The 13,531-nt window shown below is 71.2% G+C and carries 14 protein-coding genes; 6 read left to right on the top strand and 8 right to left on the bottom strand.

The features are described 5' to 3' along the window. Nucleotides 1-44 precede the first annotated feature (44 nt). Nucleotides 45-344, top strand: coding sequence for a hypothetical protein (locus ACFYNO_RS04715; protein ID WP_388005188.1), 300 nt, complete (start codon nt 45-47; stop codon nt 342-344). A gap of 62 nt (nt 345-406) precedes the next feature. On the opposite strand, the gene ACFYNO_RS04710 is transcribed toward ACFYNO_RS04715, so the two are convergent. The 8 genes from ACFYNO_RS04710 to ACFYNO_RS04675 form a co-directional block, all read right to left on the bottom strand. Further along, nucleotides 407-1,399 carry a CehA/McbA family metallohydrolase gene (locus ACFYNO_RS04710; RefSeq protein ID WP_388005185.1) on the bottom strand — a complete coding sequence of 331 codons (993 nt, stop codon included), beginning with the start codon at nt 1,397-1,399 and terminating at the stop codon, nt 407-409. Nucleotides 1,400-1,456: 57 nt separating this feature from the next. Beyond that, the gene (locus tag ACFYNO_RS04705) at nt 1,457-2,299 is read right to left on the bottom strand and encodes a UDP-N-acetylmuramate dehydrogenase (protein ID WP_388005182.1); all 843 of its coding nucleotides are present in this window, start codon (nt 2,297-2,299) and stop codon (nt 1,457-1,459) included. Continuing rightward, entirely contained in the window at nt 2,277-2,522 is a 246-nt protein-coding gene (locus ACFYNO_RS04700) for a hypothetical protein (RefSeq protein ID WP_388005179.1), read from the bottom strand. Before ACFYNO_RS04700 ends, ACFYNO_RS04705 begins: the two co-directional genes overlap by 23 nt. Before the next feature lie 31 nt (nt 2,523-2,553). After that, nucleotides 2,554-2,943, bottom strand: a complete 390-nt coding sequence (locus ACFYNO_RS04695; protein ID WP_388005176.1) for a hypothetical protein — start codon at nt 2,941-2,943, stop codon at nt 2,554-2,556. A gap of 307 nt (nt 2,944-3,250) precedes the next feature. Continuing rightward, the gene (locus ACFYNO_RS04690; RefSeq protein WP_388005173.1) at nt 3,251-3,715 is read right to left on the bottom strand and encodes a hypothetical protein; all 465 of its coding nucleotides are present in this window, start codon (nt 3,713-3,715) and stop codon (nt 3,251-3,253) included. Then, nucleotides 3,712-4,374: a hypothetical protein gene (locus tag ACFYNO_RS04685; RefSeq protein WP_388005170.1), complete on the bottom strand. Its 663-nt coding sequence runs from the start codon at nt 4,372-4,374 to the stop codon at nt 3,712-3,714. The genes ACFYNO_RS04690 and ACFYNO_RS04685 overlap by 4 nt, the downstream gene beginning before the upstream one ends. A 54-nt stretch (nt 4,375-4,428) precedes the next feature. Beyond that, nucleotides 4,429-4,776 carry a YrdB family protein gene (locus ACFYNO_RS04680; RefSeq protein ID WP_388005167.1) on the bottom strand — a complete coding sequence of 116 codons (348 nt, stop codon included), beginning with the start codon at nt 4,774-4,776 and terminating at the stop codon, nt 4,429-4,431. 113 nt (nt 4,777-4,889) lie between these two features. After that, nucleotides 4,890-5,930 (bottom strand): ketoacyl-ACP synthase III family protein, encoded by a 1,041-nt coding sequence (locus ACFYNO_RS04675; RefSeq protein WP_388005164.1) that lies wholly within the window; start codon nt 5,928-5,930, stop codon nt 4,890-4,892. A gap of 362 nt (nt 5,931-6,292) precedes the next feature. Between ACFYNO_RS04675 and ACFYNO_RS04670 the strand changes: the two genes are divergently transcribed. The 5 genes from ACFYNO_RS04670 (at nt 6,293) to ACFYNO_RS04650 (ending at nt 13,367) form a co-directional block, all read left to right on the top strand. Then, nucleotides 6,293-8,548, top strand: a complete 2,256-nt coding sequence (locus ACFYNO_RS04670) for an MMPL family transporter (RefSeq protein ID WP_388005161.1) — start codon at nt 6,293-6,295, stop codon at nt 8,546-8,548. Nucleotides 8,549-8,938: 390 nt separating this feature from the next. After that, on the top strand, nt 8,939-9,751 hold the full coding sequence (locus ACFYNO_RS04665; protein ID WP_388005158.1) for a BTAD domain-containing putative transcriptional regulator: 813 nt from the start codon (nt 8,939-8,941) through the stop codon (nt 9,749-9,751). Between the two features lie 214 nt (nt 9,752-9,965). Next, nucleotides 9,966-10,952 carry a deoxyribose-phosphate aldolase gene (deoC, locus tag ACFYNO_RS04660; RefSeq protein ID WP_388005155.1) on the top strand — a complete coding sequence of 329 codons (987 nt, stop codon included), beginning with the start codon at nt 9,966-9,968 and terminating at the stop codon, nt 10,950-10,952. A gap of 5 nt (nt 10,953-10,957) precedes the next feature. After that, nucleotides 10,958-12,454 carry an aldehyde dehydrogenase family protein gene (locus tag ACFYNO_RS04655; protein ID WP_388005152.1) on the top strand — a complete coding sequence of 499 codons (1,497 nt, stop codon included), beginning with the start codon at nt 10,958-10,960 and terminating at the stop codon, nt 12,452-12,454. Next, nucleotides 12,447-13,367 carry an aldehyde dehydrogenase family protein gene (locus ACFYNO_RS04650; RefSeq protein ID WP_388005149.1) on the top strand — a complete coding sequence of 307 codons (921 nt, stop codon included), beginning with the start codon at nt 12,447-12,449 and terminating at the stop codon, nt 13,365-13,367. Before ACFYNO_RS04655 ends, ACFYNO_RS04650 begins: the two co-directional genes overlap by 8 nt. Nucleotides 13,368-13,531 lie beyond the last annotated feature (164 nt).

Here is a 13,531-nt window from a genome sequence, read left to right as displayed (position 1 = left end):
CCACAGCACCACAGAAGCTCGAAGCCTCCCCCCAGAAGGGCCACATGATGAACGTCCTCAAGCGCGCGCTCGGCACCACCCTTGCCGCCGGCGCCCTCCTGCTGACCGTCGGCGCCCTGCCGGCCAGCGCCCAGGCCGCCACCACCAGCCAGGTCTTCCCCGCCACCGCCTTCAGCGCCAGCCCGTACCTCTCGAACTCCTCCGCGATCAACATCGCCTACGCCCACGCCGCGGCGGCGGGTTACACCGTCGCCACCCAGTGCACGCTGACCCACCCCCCGATCGCCTACCGGATCACCCCGACGCTCTGGCAGTCCAACGCGGTGGTCACCTGTACTGCCTGACGGTATGACGGTTGGCAGCAGCGGCACCGCCCGGCAGTTCCCTGCCGCCGGCGGTGCCGCGGTCATGTGAGGATGATCGGGTTGGTGAGTGCGGCGACCTGGCCGTTGGGGTGGCGGACTTCGATGCGGACGAAGGCGGAGTCGTCCGCCTTCGTGTTCCACTGCAGCGCGCCGGCTCCGTCGCTGGAGAGGGCAGACCGGTGGACCTCGCCACGGTCGGTGTGGAAACTGACGGTTGCCGTGGGGATGCCTCGTACTGCTGCTCGCACGGTCACCTGACCGCCACGGCTCGCGAGTCGTTCACCGACCCCGGCGATGCGGTCGTTGGCGCTGGCGGTGAACGACACGTCCACGTCCGCGGATTCGGCGATCCAGCTGCGGCCGGCACGGATGCCTGCCAGGACCGCCTCGGTGCTCAACTCCTCGGCGAAGACGACGGTGTGGGGGGTGCCGATCTGGCCGTCCAAGTGGACGTCGCTGTTTCCCATCGCGGGTCGCCACGATCCCGTGGGGACGTCTGCGGTGAGGCTGCGCGCCCAGTCGGTCAGGGCGGTCTCGTTGTCGGCGTTCCAGGGGAGGTCGGAGGACCAGAGTCCGTTCCACACCTCGACCACGTCGAAGCCGTGCATGGGGAAGAGGAGTTCACCGGAGGGATAGGGCGCGTGCGGGTGCGCGGCCACACAGAGGCCGCCTGCGCGATGGACTTGGTCCAGGCACTGATCTATGAGCCCGTCCTGGACCCCGTAGTCCCAGTCGACCAGTTCGCCGGGGCCGAGGCCGAGCGCGAGCCAGTGGCCGGTCTTGGTCGTCACTTCCTCACCAAGCATGATCAAGAGGTCGTCAGCAGCCAAGTGCCCCCACGTGCCGGGGGCTGCGGCGGATCTGTGCTCGGTGGTCGCGATGAAGTCGAGCCCGGCGGCGCGGGCCTGGATGACCAGTTGTTCGGGCGTGAGTTCCCCGCCGGTGGAGCGGAGGGAGTGGACGTGGCAGTCCCCGCGGTACCAGGCCGCCCCGCGTCCGACGGCCCGCGTGGGCGGGAAGTTCATGGTCGACATGGTTCTCCCCCGGTGTTCTGTAGGCGGCACAACGCGCGAGCAGGCCCACCGGTTCCGTCAAGCCGGTGAATGCTGCCTCAGCCGAGAGGTCAGATCGGCTTCGTCGCCGAAGAGGTCGGGCTCCGGGGTGAGTTGGACTCCCGTGGTCTGCCGCACGGTGTCGGCGATGATCCGGGTGGCTTCGACGAATGCGGCAGCCGTGGCGTGGCCGTCGGCGACGAGGGTGAAGTGCTTGGTCGACATCCGGATGCCCGGGACGATCGGCTGCCCCAACGTGAAGCCGGCTGCCCCGATCAGCCAGCTGGCGCTGACCCTGGTCGACCCGTCGGTAAAGTCGTTCACGGGCGCCTGCTCGGCGCGGAGCCTCGCGGCCTGCGTATCGTCGACGACCGGGCTGAGGAACACGCTGCCAACGTTGCGGTTGTCGATGTCGCTGGGGTCGAGGACCATGCCCTTGCCCCGCCGCACCGCCAGCACCGCACTCGCCACCTCGGCCAGCGGGACGCAGGTCCCCTTGGGGACATCCAGGGCCTTGGCAACCACTCCGTAGGCGATCGGGCTGCTCAGCTTTGACGATCGGAGCCGGAACGTCACGGCCAGGAGGGTCCAGCGGGTGGAGTGCTTGAAGATGCTGGTGCGGTGCCCGAGTTGGCAATCCGCCGCTGACAGTGTGACCTCGGAACCGGCCACCCAATCCCACGCGGTGACACGGACGAGGGTGTCAGCAACCTCCTGCCCATAGGCGCCGACGTTCTGCACCGGGGTCGCACCGACCGTGCCTGGGATGCCGATCAGGGTTTCCACTCCTGCCAAGCCGCTGTCGATGGCATGCGAGACGAAGTCCTGAAGCGCGTGGCCGGCCTGGACCGTGACCGTCTCACCGTCGCGCTCGAACGCCACACCCCTCGGTGGCCATCCGCACGATGGGCGTGGTGCACCCGGCGTCGCTGACGAGGATGTTGCTGCCGCCGCCGAGGATCAAAGGTCTCGCGCTGTGCTGCTCGGCCATGACGACGACCTCGGGGAACTCGGCCACGTCGGTCAGTTCGGCGAGTACTGCGGCATCACCGCCAATGCCCAGCGTGGTGAGCGGAGCCAGCGGGACGTGTGCGCGGACGTGCATGGAGTTCCTCAGGTGCATATGGAAGTCCTGGCTAGGCGACCAGGGTGGCGTTGATCTGCGCTACGACATCACGTGCCAACGGACTATCGGACCGCTCGAACTCGTCCCGCAGGCTGGTCATCCGCTGCTTTGCCCTACCGGAGTCCAGATACGAACGGAGATCAAGGGCCTGGCGAGTCGCCTCAGCCGCACTGTCGAGATCGCGCTGCCTCAGCCGGGCTTCAGCCAGCGACAGCGTGTGCAGCAACCGATTCCGGGGCTGTTCCTCACCGAACAGGAAGAGCCCACGCAGGAGATGTCGCTCAGCGAGTCCCGGACGTCCGAGCTCCAGCCAGGCTCGGCCGGCATCGGCAGCCAGAACCGCAGGAGTCACCCAATAGGCCCACGCAGGGCTAGTGCCGTCCACGGCGAACTCGACCAACCCGGCTGCCTCATCGAGGGCCCGGGTGCAGTCGTCGAGTTGGCCTAGCTGAGCGTGAGCACGAGCCTGCCTGGTAGCGAGGAGAGCGTGAACCACACCCTCGGGCACCCCTCCAATTCCCTCTCGGGCGATCTTGATCAGGCGTAACGCATCGTCGTGCGCGCTACCCCAGACTGCCTGATGGCTGAGACAGGAGACGATGTTCGCCCCGAGAGCGCGATGACGAGCCGTGTGCGCGGCGCGCAGCCCGAGCAGGAGGTAGCGCTGGCCTACGGCGCCACGGCCCAGGTCACAGGCGAGCCAACGGCTACGAACGGATCCGGAGCTCCGCCAGCACCGGGTTGGCCGCAAGTGGCGGGTACTCGCGACCGAGCTCCACCAGCACCGCCCGCCGGAAACCCTGCCAGGCCTCCTTGAGCTCACCGAGCTCGCAGACCGCCTCGGACGCCGCGTACGTGCACGAGACCCGCACCTTCCCGTCCTCCTCCGGGGCGAACTCGATCATCTCGGCGTTCTCCGTGAAGCCGATCGTCGAGCGCTCGCCCCGCTCCAAGTACTCGAGTACGCCCTTCAGCTGCCACAGGAAGTCGAACACCGGTGTCCACGACCACGGCGGGCCCAGCTCGGTCTCATCAACCGTGAACGAGAGGTCGGACAGGAAGTAGTACCAGCGCAGTTCGGCACGACTGACCGCAGCGAGGCGAGCCCCCTCCCGGTGCTCGCGGCCACGGCCCGTGTACGGGCCGGTCCGGCGGTACTCGATCTTGATCACCACACGACCGCAGGCCCGACCCGCAAATTGATCACGTCATAGTACGAGTACGAATTCACGTCATCGCTCCGCTGCAGCACCACCTGCAACCCGTTCCGCTCCCAGACCTCCTGGCAGCAGTCCAGCTCCTCCTCCACCACCTCGACCGGCTCCCCCAGCAGCGCCCGCACCAGCCCGCCCAAGCGCTCGTACTCCGCCCGGAACTCGTCGCGCCCCGCGTCCGGCCGGCGCGCCCAGGCCGCGCTGTAGTCCTCGTCCAGGTCGTCCTCGTCGCCGTCCTCCGGCTCCGCCCCGAACGGCGGCCAGAACAGCGCGCACGGCAGCTGCACGAACGACCCCTCCGGGCCGCCGTCGACCGGCCGGTCGCCGAGCTCGAACCGCCAGCCCAGCGCCTCGCCGTCCCCGTCGCCCTCGCCCTCGCCCTCGCCGGAGCCAGACCCGGAACCCGAACCGCAACCGAAACCCGAGCCCGAACCGAAGAAGTGCGGCGCGCACGCCCCGCCGCCCCACCCCACGACCACGTCGCCGGACTCGTCCGCCTCCGCCCAACCGTGGGCGAGGAAGGCGCGCTCCAGCTCGCCCTGGTCCCAACGCCCGTCGGCCAGCCCGATCACGCGTCCGACCCACTCGCCGTCAACTCGCAGCGTCTTCATGCCCACGCGGCGGACGATACTCGATCGCACCGACAGGCGTGCAGCGCGGCGGCGCCGGTCTCAGTTGGTCTGGTGCCAGATCCGCGCGAGCACCGCGTTCACCGCGTACAGCACCGCCAGCACCACCGCCGGCGCCACCCGGCCGGCCGCGAAGAGCGCCAGTGCGCCCGCGCCGAACCAGGCGATCTCGAACAGCAGCCGGCCCACCCCGTGCAGCGAGACCGCGGCACCCGGGGCGCCGAAGACCGACCAGAGCACGATCATCAGCACCGGCCCGCCGATCCCCGCCAGCAGCTTGACCGGCATCCGCGGGCTGAGTGTGAAGCCCCAGAGGCCCACCGAGCCCAGCACGGCGAGTTCGAGCAGGAACGCCAACGCGGCGTTGGCACCCTTGAGAGCGGTGAGCATGTGCGGCCTTCCGATTCAACCGAGCCCGGCGAGGAGCGGTGCGCCCCGCAGAGCAGACAGGGCGCACCGTACCGTCATCACCGGGCAGCGAAACAGGGCAGTTTGATGAAGACTCAGCTCCACTCGGGGGTGTCGAGCACCTCGAGCACCGCCACGGTCCACATGAAGCCGATGCCCGCGCCGGCCGTCACGATCAGGTCGCCCGGCTTCGGACGGCCGGTCTCGAACAGGCGGTTGAGGCCGATGATCTGGTCGCCGCCGCCCATGTGGGCGTAGTCCAGGCCCCAGTCGTACACGGTGCTGTCGGGGTCCAGGCCGAGCGCGCCGTGGAAGCCCCACTCGACGATGGTCTTGGACATGTTGGCGTGGATGAACCACTGGGTGCCGGCCAGGTCGGTGTCGGCGTCGGCGAGGGCGGTCTGCAGCACGGCGCCGAAGTTCTTGTTGATCCGGGCGATCGCCTCGTCGTAGCCGCCCTCGTGCCGGCTCAGCCAGGAGCGCTTGCGGCCCGCCAGGTCGACCGGCTTGCCGTTGTAGAACGGCGCCTCGGTCCAGGAGTCCTCACCGCGGTACAGCGGCTCCAGCGAGGCGTCCGCGCGGCTGGCGGTGGAGCGCACCCGGGCGAAGCCGCCGCGGGTGGAGAGCACCATGGCGCCGGCGCCGTCGCCGTAGACGACCTGCTCGTCGGCCTTCCAGCGGTCCCAGTAGGGCAGCTTGAAGGAGTCGCCGGTGGTGACCAGGGCGGCGGTGGCGTCCGGGCGGGCGGAGATCCAGGAGGCGGCGACCTCGGCGGCGGCCAGGCCGCTGTTGGAGCCCTGGCGGACCTCGAAGGCCGCGCCGTTGCCGCCGACGGCCTCGTTCTGCACGTAGTGCGCGGGGGTCCACACGTCCTGGCCCTGGTGGCCGACGCTGGCGTGCACCACCACGTCGAAGTCGTCGGCGGCCAGGCCGGAGCGCGCCACGGCCTGCCGGCCGGCCGCGGCGGCCATCACCGGGCCGGGCTCGTCGTCGGCGGCCACGCGCACCGCGCGGTAGCCGTTGGCCTCGCACTCACCGGCCCCGTAGACCCCGTCGGCGACGGCCTGTTCGGCGGTGTAGATCTGCTCGGGCAGGTAGGCACCGAGTCCGGCGACGTAGAGGTTCTCCCAGCGCATGGAGCACTCCAGACATGTGACGGCTGCGATAGACATCGCGATGGACGCGTGTCGGCTGCGATTGGGACGAGCCTGGTCGGCCGGGCTAAAGCCCTCCTTGGGTCTGCTGACCAGCCGTCGCACAAGGCCGGAAAGGGGCCCCGGAGCACGGCTTTAGCGTTCTTTAGGCGCCCGTGGAAAGGGTGGGGCCGGTGTGCTCGCCCCGGCCCGCAGGTCCCTGGCAGGAGGTTGCGCGGCGGCGGTGGGCGCACTCGCGGGGCGTCGGGGCGTCGTTGCCAGGTGCGCTCCGGCTCTGGCGGAGGCCGGCCCCGGCGACATGAACACGCCGCGGCCGGCCGGCCGCCAGCCACAGGAGGATCCCCGTGACCGCAAGGCCAGGGCTCGCCGTCGCCATCGGCGACTGGAGCGCCCGCCACCGGAAGACCGCCGTCTTCGGCTGGCTGCTGTTCGTGGTGCTGGTGACCACGATCGGCAGCATGGCGGGCAGCCACAAGACCACCGACGTGGACAACGGCGTCGGTGAGTCCGGACGCGCCGTCCGGGTGCTCGACGCGGCCGGCCTGGCCGCGCCGGCCGCCGAGACCGTGCTGGTGCGCAGCGACTCGCTCACCGCGGACGACCCGCGCTTCCAGTCCGCCGTCGCGGACACCGTCTCGGCCGTGCAGGCGACCGGCAAGGCGGCGGACGTGCGCAGCCCGTACGACACCGGCACGATCTCCGCCGACCGGCACTCCGCGCTGGTCACCTTCACCATGAAGGGCGACGCCAAGGACGCGGTCAACCAGGTGCAGCCGGTGATCGACGCGGTCGACCGGACCCAGGGCGCCGACGGTGGGCTGACCATCGCCGAGTACGGCGACGCCAGCGCCGCCAAGCACTTCCAGGACAGCTTCAACAACGACTTCGCCGCCGCCGAGTGGACCGCCGTGCCGCTCGCCCTGGGCATCCTGCTGGTGGTCTTCGGCGCCCTGGTGGCGGCGCTGCTGCCGGTGGCGCTGGCGCTGACCGCCTACATCGGCGCCTTCGGCCTGCTCGCCCTGACCACCCCGCTGGTGCACACCAGCGACGACGCCGCCTCGGTGATGCTGCTGGTCGGCCTCGCCGTCGGGGTCGACTACTGCCTCTTCTACCTGCGCCGGGAGCGCGAGGAGCGGGCGGCCGGGCGGGACGGCGCGACCGCGCTGCGGATCGCGGCGGCCACCTCCGGGCACTCGGTGCTGGTCTCCGGCGGCACCGTGGTGGTGGCGATGGCCGGCATGTTCCTCACCGGGATCGCCGACTTCCGGGCCATGGGCCTGGCGACCATCATGGTGGTCGTGGTGGCGGTGCTCGGCTCGGTGACCGTGCTGCCGGCTATGCTGTCGATGCTCGGCGACCGGGTGGAGGCGGGCCGCATCCCGTTCATCGGCCGGCTGCGGCGGGCCGACGGCGGCAGCCGGATCTGGGGCGCCGTGCTCGGCCGGGTGCAGCAGCGCCCGCTGCTCTGGACGGTGCTGGCCGGTGCCGCCTTGCTGGCGCTCTCCGTTCCGGTGCTGGGCCTGCGCACCGCACAGCTCAGCCCGGCCGACGAGCTGCCGAAGAGCAACCCGGTGGTCAAGGTGGGGCAGCAGATCGAACAGGCCTTCCCCGGCAGCCCGCTGCCCAGCCAGATCGTCTTCCAGGCTCCGGACGTCAACAGCCCGACCGCCCAGCGGGCGCTGGCCGACTTCCAGCAGCAGGCCGCGGCCTCCGGCGCGGTGCACGGGCAGGTCAGCATCGCGCTCCACCCGGAGCACCAGCTCGCGGTGATCGGCGTGCAGCTGGCCGGGACGGGGACGGACGCGGCGAGCGTCTCGGCGCTCCACCAGCTGCGCACCGCGGTGCTGCCGGACACCCTGGGCGCGGTGCCCGGGGCTCAGGTGTCGGTGGGCGGCGCCACGGCGGCCTCGGTGGACTTCAACGCCCGGCTGAGCGACAGCGCGCTGCCGGTCTTCGCCTTCGTGCTGGGGCTGGCCTTCGTGCTGATGCTGGCCTCGTTCCGCTCGCTGGTGATCGCCGTCGTCACCACGGTGCTCAACCTGCTCTCAGTGGGCGCGGCGTACGGCGCGCTGGTGGTGGTCTTCCAGCACGGCTTCGGCGCCTCGCTGCTGGGTGCCCGCACCTCGGGGGCGATCGCCTCCTGGCTGCCGCTCTTCCTCTTCGTGATCCTGTTCGGGCTGAGCATGGACTACCACGTCTTCGTGGTCTCCCGGATCAAGGAGGGCCGGGACCGCGGCCTGGACACCCGGGAGGCGGTGGCGCACGGGCTGCGCAGCACCGCCGGGGTGGTCACCAGTGCGGCCGTCATCATGATCGGCGTTTTCGCCATCTTCGGTACGCTGACGGTGACTTCGATGAAGGAGGTCGGCGTCGGGCTGGCCGTGGCGGTGCTGATCGACGCCACCGTGATCCGGGCGCTGCTGCTGCCGGCGGTGCTCACGCTGCTCGGCGAGAGCTCCTGGTACCTTCCCGGTTGGCTCAACTGGCTGCCCAACCTCTCGCACGGTGAAGACTCCTCCACTGACAGTTCATCAGCTGCTTCCTCGCCGGCGGCGGATTCCCCGGTGGTCTCCTCCACCAGTCCATTGACGCAAAGTTGACGTTCCGTCACATATCGCCGCCGGGCCGGTCCTTACCGGCCCGGCGGTGCCGCTTCCGAGGTCTCGGAACAAGATGGCCGGCCATGAAAACCAGATGAAGCATTGCCCGTCGGGGCGCCGCGCGGATAGCGTGCGCACCGGGGCTCTTTGACACCAGTTGTTCAATCCGGGACCGCGCTGCCGCCATCTGGTTCCGGTGGGATTCCCGTTCGAACGGCTGACACTGAGGCAGGGGCGGAGTGACCCCGTTGACGCGGTCGCTCCAGCGCCCGGCCGTGGCCGTCGTGGCCGCCTCCCTCGGCGGCACCGCGCCGGCCCGCGAGCCAGGTGCGTCCCCCTGCGCAGTCCAGGCCGGGTGGTCGGACAACCACGCACGGAGGAGGAGCACCGGTGGAGATCAAGGTTCTGGGCCCGCTGGAGGTGCGGGAGGGCCGGCTGTCCGTCGTCCCCACGGCCGGCAAGCCACGGCAGGTCCTCGCGCTGCTGGCGCTCAACGCCGGCCGGGCCGTTCCGGTGGCCGCGCTGATCGAGGAGCTGTGGGGGCCGCAGCCGCCGCGCAGCGCGCCCTCGGTCCTGCAGACCTACATCCTGCAGCTGCGGCGGCTGGTGGAGGCCGGCGTGCCGGAGGGCTCGCCGCGCACGGCCAAGGAGATCCTGGAGACCAGGCACAACAGCTACCTGCTGAACGTCGAACCCCAGCTCTGTGACATCCAGGAGTCGGAGCGGCTGGCCGCCGCCGGGCGCCGGGCGCTGGCCGACGGCCGGGAGATGGCCGCCTCCGAGCTGCTGCGCGCGGCACTGGCGCTGTGGCGCGGGCCGGTGCTGGCCGACGTCAAGGCCGGGCCGCGGCTCAGCATCGAGGTGACCCGGCTGGAGGAGGGCCGGACCCGGCTGATCGAGGAGCACATCGACGCCGACCTGCTGCTGGGTCGCCACCAGGACCTGCTGGGCGAGCTGGCGGGGCTGTGCGCGCAGTACCCGTGGCATGAGAACCTGCACGCCAAGTACATGATCGCGCTCTACCGCTCCGGGCGGCAGTGGCAGGCACTGGAGGTCTACCGGCGGCTGCACTCCGCCCTGGTGGAGGAGTTCGGCCTGGAGCCGTCGGGCCGGCTGCGCCGGCTGCAGCGCGCAGTGCTGCGCTCGGACCCCGCCCTGGAGCCGGACGGCCGCCACGGGATCGCCGAGCCGGTCGCGGTCTGACGGTCCGCCCACGGCCTCGTGACCCCGCCCGGCCGTGGGCCTCTCGAATGAGCGGCGGGCCTGCACGCCCTCCGCACACTCCGTACCCCCCGTCCGACCCGTGCCACCCGCACCCCCGTCCCACCCGAAGCAGCGCCCAGATCTCGGTCCGGCATCGAAAGAGCACCCCCGCCTACCGTCCTCCTACGCGCGTAGATATGCTGATCTGGTGACTATGTCCACTGCTGCAGCCTCTGCCCGCCCCCGGACCGGCGGCGGACTGAGCGATGTCGCCGCTTCCGAGGCCTCGCTCCGCCGCTTCCTGCACGGCCTGCCCGGCGTCGACGCGGTCGGCCTGGAAGCCCGGGCCGCCGGCCTCGGCACCCGGTCGATCAAGACGACGGCCAAGGCCTTCGCCATCGACCTGGCCATCTCGATGATCGACCTGACCACGCTGGAGGGCGCGGACACGGTCGGCAAGGTGCGAGCCCTGTGCACCAAGGGCCGGCACCCGGACCCCACCGACCCGGACACCCCCCAGGTGGCCGCGATCTGCGTCTACCCGGACATGGTGGCCACCGCCAAGGCGGCGCTGGCCGGCACCGCCATCCAGGTCGCCTCGGTCGCCACCGCCTTCCCGGCCGGCCGCGCCGCGCTGCCGGTCAAGCTGGCCGACACCGCCGACGCGGTGGCCGCCGGTGCCGACGAGATCGACATGGTGATCGACCGCGGCGCCTTCCTCTCCGGCCGCTACCTCTCGGTCTTCGAGGAGATCACCGCCGTCAAGCAGGCCTGCGTGCGCCCCGACGGCACCGCCGCCCACCTCAAGGTGATCTTCGAGACCGGCGAGCTGCAGACCTACGACAACGTCCGCCGCGCCTCCTGGCTGGCCATGCTGGCCGGCGCCGACTTCATCAAGACCTCCACCGGCAAGGTGGCGGTCAACGCCACTCCCCCGGTCACCCTGCTGATGCTGGAGGCCGTGCGGGACTTCCGCGCCGCCACCGGCACCCAGGTCGGCGTCAAGCCGGCCGGCGGCATCCGCACCACCAAGGACGCGATGAAGTACCTGGTGATGGTCAACGAGACGCTGGGCGACGACTGGCTCTCCCCGCACTGGTTCCGCTTCGGCGCCTCCAGCCTGCTCAACGATCTGCTGATGCAGCGCCAGAAGCTCAGCACCGGCCGGTACTCCGGTCCCGACTACGTGACGGTGGACTGATCCCCATGGCCAAGAAGACCCCGACCAAGGACACCCCCGCGAAGGAAGCGCCCGCCGCCAAGGCGAGCGGGCTCTTCGACTACGCCCCGGCTCCCGAGTCACCCGCCGCGGCCGGTGAACTCGCGACCTCCTACGGCCACTTCATCGGCGGCGAGTTCACCGACTCGAGCGGCAGCGAGGCGCTGAAGACGGTCAACCCGGCCACCGAGCAGGTGCTGGCCGAGTTCGCCCAGGGCACCGAGCAGGACGTGGACCGAGCCGTCGCCGCCGCCCGCAAGGCGTTCGCCGACTGGTCCGCGCTGCCCGGCAGCGAGCGGGCCAAGTACCTGTTCCGGATCGCCCGGATCATCCAGGAGCGCTCCCGCGAGCTGGCCGTGCTGGAGTCGATCGACAACGGCAAGCCGATCAAGGAGACCCGCGACGTCGACCTGCCGCTGGTCGCCGCGCACTTCTTCTACTACGCGGGCTGGGCCGACAAGCTGGACTTCGCCGGCTTCGGTGCCAACCCGCGCCCGCTGGGCGTGGCCGGCCAGGTCATCCCGTGGAACTTCCCGCTGCTGATGCTGGCCTGGAAGATCGCCCCGGCGCTGGCCACCGGCAACACCGTGGTGCTCAAGCCGGCCGAGACCACCCCGCTGACCGCGCTGCGGTTCGCCGAGATCTGCCGCCAGGCGGGCCTGCCCAAGGGCGTGGTGAACATCGTCACCGGCGACGGCCGCACCGGCGCCGCGCTGACCGCGCACCCGGACGTCAACAAGGTCGCCTTCACCGGCTCCACCGCCGTCGGCCGGGCGATCGCCAAGCAGCTGGCCGGCAGCCGCAAGAAGCTCTCGCTGGAGCTCGGCGGCAAGGCCGCCAACATCGTCTTCGACGACGCGCCGATCGACCAGGCGGTCGAGGGCATCGTCAACGGCATCTTCTTCAACCAGGGCCACGTCTGCTGCGCGGGCTCCCGGCTGCTGGTCCAGGAGTCGGTCCAGGACGAGCTGCTGGACGCGCTGAAGCGCCGGATGGCCACCCTGCGGGTCGGCGACCCGCTGGACAAGAACACCGACATCGGCGCGATCAACTCGGCCGCCCAGCTGGCCCGGATCACCGAGCTGGCCGCGGCCGGCGAGGCCGAGGGCGCCGACCGCTGGGCCCCGGCCTGCGAACTGCCGAGCGCCGGCTACTGGTTCCGCCCCACGCTGTTCACCGGCGTGAGCCAGGCGCACCGGATCGCCCGCGAGGAGATCTTCGGCCCGGTGCTCTCTGTGCTGACCTTCCGCACCCCCGCCGAGGCGGTGGAGAAGGCCAACAACACCCAGTACGGCCTGTCCGCCGGCATCTGGACCGAGAAGGGCTCGCGGATCCTCTGGATGGCCGACCGGCTCCGGGCCGGCGTGGTCTGGGCCAACACCTTCAACAAGTTCGACCCGACCTCGCCGTTCGGCGGCTACAAGGAGTCGGGCTACGGCCGCGAGGGTGGCCGGCACGGTCTGGAGGCCTACCTCGATGTCTGATGTCGCTGCGCGTCTTGACGCCCCTGCTCGAATTCAGGTGTACAAGACCTACAAGCTGTTCGTCGGCGGGAAGTTCCCGCGCTCCGAGAGCGGACGGGTGTACGAGGTGACCGACGCAACGGGCCAGTGGCTGGCCAACGCCCCGCTCGGGACCCGCAAGGACGCCCGGGACGCCGTGCTGGCCGCCCGGGCCGCCGTCAAGGGCTGGTCCGGCACCACCGCCTACAACCGCGGCCAGGTGCTCTACCGGGTGGCCGAGATGCTGCAGGGCCGGCGCGAGCAGTTCACCGCCGAGGTGGCCGCCGCCGAGGGCTTGGGCGGCAAGAAGGCCGCCGCGCTGGTGGACCAGGCGATCGACCGCTGGGTCTGGTACGCGGGCTGGACCGACAAGGTGGCCCAGATCGCCGGCGGCGCCAACCCGGTGGCCGGGCCGTTCTTCAACCTCTCGGTGCCCGAACCCACCGGAGTGGTGGGCATCGTGGCCCCGCAGGCCGGCTACGGGCACTCCTTCCTCGGCCTGGTCTCGGTGCTCGCCCCGGTGATCGCCACCGGCAACACCGCGGTGGTCGCGGCCGCCGCGGACGCCCCGCTGCCCGCGCTGGTGCTGGGCGAGGTGCTGGCCACCTCGGACGTGCCCGGCGGCGTGGTGAACCTGATCTCCGGCCGCACCGCCGACCTGGCGCCGACCCTGGCCTCGCACCAGGACGTCAACGCCCTGGACCTGGCCGGCGCGATCGCGGCGGACGGCCCGGGCGCGGCGGCTTCGCTGGAGGCGGCCGCGGCCGATACATTGAAGCGAGTGCTGCGCCCGGCGGTGGACCCGTCGGCGCAGGACTGGACCACTGCCCCGGGCACCGACCGGCTACTCTCCTTCCTGGAGACGAAGACGGTCTGGCACCCGATGGGCCAGTAGTCCGCAGAACCGGCAGTACGACCGGTCCCACAAGCCGGTCCGTCCCCAGTGCCCTACCCCCCCCCAGGGCCCGGACGGACCGCCGACGGGCCCGCACCTCTCCCCCCCCTGGTGCGGGCCCGTCCTCCGTTCCCGAGCGGGACTGCCCAGTGCAACTGTCTCGT

The organism is Kitasatospora sp. NPDC006697 (genome assembly GCF_042869935.1).
Lineage (GTDB): Bacteria > Actinomycetota > Actinomycetes > Streptomycetales > Streptomycetaceae > Kitasatospora.
Note: the sequence above shows the minus strand (reverse complement) of the source record. Positions and strands in the feature narration are given on the sequence as shown.

What these genes read in the sequence shown, in the direction of transcription:
- ACFYNO_RS04700 (WP_388005179.1), bottom strand. Translation starts at nt 2,522, where the DNA reads ATGCACGTCCGCGCACACGTCCCGCTGGCTCCGCTCACCACGCTGGGC.
- ACFYNO_RS04710 (WP_388005185.1), bottom strand. Translation starts at nt 1,399, where the DNA reads ATGTCGACCATGAACTTCCCGCCCACGCGGGCCGTCGGACGCGGGGCG.
- ACFYNO_RS04675 (WP_388005164.1), bottom strand. Translation starts at nt 5,930, where the DNA reads ATGCGCTGGGAGAACCTCTACGTCGCCGGACTCGGTGCCTACCTGCCC.
- ACFYNO_RS04650 (WP_388005149.1), top strand. Translation starts at nt 12,447, where the DNA reads ATGTCTGATGTCGCTGCGCGTCTTGACGCCCCTGCTCGAATTCAGGTG.
- ACFYNO_RS04715 (WP_388005188.1), top strand. Translation starts at nt 45, where the DNA reads ATGATGAACGTCCTCAAGCGCGCGCTCGGCACCACCCTTGCCGCCGGC.
- ACFYNO_RS04680 (WP_388005167.1), bottom strand. Translation starts at nt 4,776, where the DNA reads ATGCTCACCGCTCTCAAGGGTGCCAACGCCGCGTTGGCGTTCCTGCTC.
- ACFYNO_RS04655 (WP_388005152.1), top strand. Translation starts at nt 10,958, where the DNA reads ATGGCCAAGAAGACCCCGACCAAGGACACCCCCGCGAAGGAAGCGCCC.
- deoC (WP_388005155.1), top strand. Translation starts at nt 9,966, where the DNA reads ATGTCCACTGCTGCAGCCTCTGCCCGCCCCCGGACCGGCGGCGGACTG.